Genomic DNA, 4,177 nt, shown 5'->3' with positions numbered 1-4,177 from the left:
GGCGGAGCAGGCCCTGTCCGTCGCCCGCCGCCGCGGCGCCGCGCTCGTCGAGCACGAGGACGTGGCCACCGGGTCCGTCCTGCCGCTGCTCGCCGACGACGCCGTACGCGCCTTCGCCGACGGGCTGCTGCGGGCCCTGCGGGAGCACGACGCGACCGGCCGGGGCGATCTCGTCGCCTCGCTGCGGGCCTGGCTCTCCCGGCACGGGCAGTGGGACGCGGCCGCCGCCGACCTCGGCGTCCACCGCCACACCCTGCGCTACCGGATGCGGCGGGTGGAGGAGATCCTGGGCCGCTCCCTGGACGACGCGGACGTCCGGATGGAGCTGTGGCTGGCGCTGAAGGCGACCTCCGGGCAGGAGTGACCCGGCGGCCGCCCCTCCATCACGGAGGGACACGCGGGCGGATTGCTACGCTTCGGACAAACGCCGTGACGGCCTCGCACCCCTACGGTGGGCACAGCCGAAAACGCAGAGCCGCTCGCTGAGCCATGCGCACCACCCACCACTTCGGAAGGGCCGGGATCCACTGTGCCGATCCAGACTGATGCAGCCCCCACCGCCTTCTGGCTCGCCGGCCGCGAGGCCACCGGTGAGACCACCTTCGACGTCACCTCCCCCTGGGACGGCCGGCACGTCGGCACGGTGAGTGTCCCCACCGAGGCCCAGGTCGAGGAGGCCGTCGCCGCCTCCGTCGCCGTCCAGGAGGAGCTCACCGCGACCCCCGCCCATGTGCGGGCCGCCGCCCTCGACCACGTCCAGCGCCGCCTGGTGGAGCGCACCGAGGAGATCGCCCGGCTGATCTCCGCCGAGAACGGCAAGCCCATCAAGTGGGCCCGCGGCGAGGTCGGCCGCGCCGTCTCCGTCTTCCGCTTCGCGGCCGAGGAGGCCCGCCGCTTCAACGGCGGCGAGGCCCAGCGCCTGGACACCGACGGCGGCGGCAACGGCCGGCTCGCCCTCACCCGCCGCTTCCCGCGCGGGACGGTCCTGGGCATCGCCCCGTTCAACTTCCCGCTGAACCTCTGCGCCCACAAGGTCGCCCCCGCCATCGCGGCCGGCGCCCCCATCATCCTCAAGCCCGCCCCGGCCACCCCGCTCTCCGGCCTGATCCTCGGCGAGCTGCTGGCCGAGACGGACCTGCCGGCCGGCTCCTGGTCGATCCTCCCGGTGCCCAACGAGCGGATGGAGGCCCTGGTCCAGGACGAGCGGCTGCCCGTCGTCTCCTTCACCGGCTCGGAGAAGGTCGGCTACGCCATCCTCGACTCCGTGCCCCGCAAGCACTGCACCCTGGAGCTCGGCGGCAACGGCGCGGCCGTCGTCCTCCCCGACTTCTCCTCCGACGCCGACCTGGACTGGGCGGCGCAGCGCATCGCCACCTTCTCCAACTACCAGGGCGGCCAGTCCTGCATCTCGGTGCAGCGGGTCATCGCCGACGCCAGCGTCTACGACCGTCTGGTACCCAGGATCGTCGCGGCCGTCGAGGCGCAGGTCACCGGCGACCCGTCGGACGAGGCCACCGAGGTCGGCCCGCTGGTCAGCGAGGACGCCGCCAAGCGCGTCGAGGCATGGGTCGACGAGGCCGTCCAGGCCGGTGCCCAGCTGCTGACCGGCGGCAAGCGCGAGGGCGCCGCCTACGCGCCGACCGTCCTCGCCGACCTGCCCGCCGACACCACCCTCGCCTGCGAGGAGGTCTTCGGCCCGGTCCTCTCCGTCAGCCGCGTCGACGGCGAGGAGGCCGCCTTCGCCGCCGTCAACGACTCCAAGTACGGCCTCCAGGCCGGCGTCTTCACCCACGACGTGCAGGCCGCGTTCCGCGCCCACCGCGCCCTGGAGGTCGGCGGCGTGATCATCGGCGATGTGCCGTCCTACCGCGCCGACCAGATGCCCTACGGCGGCGCCAAGCAGTCCGGCGTCGGCCGCGAGGGCGTCCGCTACGCCATGGACGACTACACCTACGAGCGGGTCCTGGTCCTCACCGGCCTCGCCCTGTAGGCACCCCGGACGCCGGCCCGGACGGTGGACAGCACAGCGGCCCCAGGCCGCCGCCCCCCGGGCCGTCGGCCGGTCCCTCCCTCACGGACCGGCACCCCGCGCGGCGCGCCCCGGCACCAGAACCGGGGCGCGCCGCGCCCTTTCCCGGCGTCCTCCGCTGGTGCATCCCCTACGGATCGGTGAGGCTCACAAGTAGCACGGCGCGCCGCCCGGCCGCCCCCGATCCGCGGTGAGGTGAGCCCCATGACCGCTCCGAGCACCCGCAACGTCACCGAACGCGAGGCCCGGCAGGTCGCCGAGGCCGCCCGCGAGCAGCGCTGGCGCAAGCCCAGCTTCGCCAAGGAACTGTTCCTGGGCCGCTTCCGGCTCGACCTCGTCCACCCGCACCCCACCCCCGCCGCCGACGACGTCCGGCGCGGCGAGAAGTTCCTCGGCACCCTGCGCGACTTCTGCGCGACCCGGATCGACGGCGCCCGCATCGAGCGGGAGGCGCGCATCCCCGACGAGACCATCGCCGGCCTCAAGGAGATCGGCGCGCTCGGCATGAAGATCGACCCCGAGTACGGGGGCCTCGGCCTCACCCAGGTGTACTACAACAAGGCGCTGGCCCTGGTCGGCAGCGCCAGCCCCGCCGTCGGCGCGCTGCTCTCGGCGCATCAGTCGATCGGCGTACCGCAGCCGCTGAAACTGTTCGGCACCCCGGAGCAGAAGGACGCCTTCCTGCCGCGCTGCGCCCGCACGGACATCTCCGCCTTCCTGCTCACCGAGCCCGACGTCGGCTCCGACCCGGCCCGGCTGGCGACCACCGCCGTTCCCGAGGGCGACGACTACGTCCTCGACGGGGTCAAGCTGTGGACGACCAACGGGGTGATCGCCGATCTGCTGGTGGTGATGGCCAGGGTCCCGGCGTCCGAGGGGCACAAGGGCGGGATCACCGCCTTCGTCGTCGAGGCCGGCTCGCCCGGCATCACCGTCGAGCACCGCAACGCCTTCATGGGCCTGCGCGGACTGGAGAACGGCGTCACCCGCTTCCACCGGGTACGCGTCCCCGCCGCGCACCGCATCGGCCCCGAGGGCGCCGGCCTCAAGATCGCGCTGACCACCCTCAACACCGGCCGCCTCTCCCTGCCCGCGATGTGCGTCGGCGCCGGGAAGTGGTGCCTGAAGATCGCCCGCGAGTGGTCGGCGGCCCGTGAGCAGTGGGGCCGGCCGATCGGCCGCCACGAGGCGGTCGGCGCCAAGATCTCCTTCATCGCGGCCACCACCTTCGCCCTGGAGGCCGTCGTCGACCTCGCCTCCCAGATGGCCGACGAGGACCGCAACGACATCCGCATCGAGGCCGCCCTCGCCAAGCTCTACGGCTCGGAGACGGGCTGCCGGATGGCCGACGAACTCGTCCAGATCCGCGGCGGCCGCGGCTACGAGACCGCCGACTCGCTCGCCGCCCGCGGGGAGCGCGCCGTCCCCGCCGAGCAGATGCTGCGCGACCTGCGGATCAACCGGATCTTCGAGGGCTCGACGGAGATCATGCATCTGCTGATCGCCCGGGAGGCCGTCGACGCCCACCTCTCGGTCGCCGGAGACCTCGTCGACCCCGCCGCCTCCCTCGGCGACAAGGGCCGGGCCGCGGCCCGCGCCGGGCGCTTCTACGCCCGCTGGCTGCCGCAGCTCGTCACCGGCCCCGGCCAGCACCCGCGCGCGTACCAGGAGTTCGGCGCCCTCGCCCGCCATCTGCGGTACGTCGAGCGGGCCTCCCGCAGGCTCGCCCGCGCCACCTTCTACGGGATGTCGCGCTGGCAGGGCCGATTGGAGACCAAGCAGGGCTTCCTCGGCCGGATCGTCGACATCGGCGCGGAACTCTTCGCCATGAGCGCCGCCTGCGTCCGCGCCGAGCACCTGCGGCTGACCGGCGACCACGGTGCGGAGGCCCGCCGGCTCGCCGACGTCTTCTGCCGCCAGGCCCGTATCCGCGTCGACGAACTCTTCGCCCGCCTGTGGACCAATACCGACGGCCCCGACCGGGCCCTGACCGCCGCCGTCCTCGACGGCCGCTACGGATGGCTGGAGGAGGGCATCACCGACCCCAGCGGCGACGGCCCCTGGATCGCCGACGCGACCCCGGGCCCCAGCGCCGCCGCCGACGTACGGCGCGTCGTCCCGGACACCGGGGCGGGGCGGAAACGCCCC

General features: G+C 74.2%; 3 protein-coding genes. All 3 read left to right on the top strand.

Going from position 1 to position 4,177, the window contains the following annotated elements:
* Nucleotides 1–364, top strand: a 364-nt coding sequence (locus tag AC51EU_RS27775; protein WP_496269841.1) for a PucR family transcriptional regulator, incomplete at its 5' end; no start/stop codon positions are given.
* A 165-nt stretch (nucleotides 365–529) separates the two neighbouring features.
* Nucleotides 530–1,990 (top strand): aldehyde dehydrogenase family protein, encoded by a 1,461-nt coding sequence (locus AC51EU_RS27770; protein WP_496269840.1) that lies wholly within the window; start codon nucleotides 530–532, stop codon nucleotides 1,988–1,990.
* A gap of 243 nt (nucleotides 1,991–2,233) precedes the next feature.
* Nucleotides 2,234–4,177, top strand: a 1,944-nt coding sequence (locus AC51EU_RS27765; protein WP_496269839.1) for an acyl-CoA dehydrogenase family protein, incomplete at its 3' end; no start/stop codon positions are given.

This window comes from Candidatus Streptomyces philanthi, from assembly GCF_059553635.1.
This window is presented reverse-complemented; position numbering and strand designations above follow the sequence as displayed.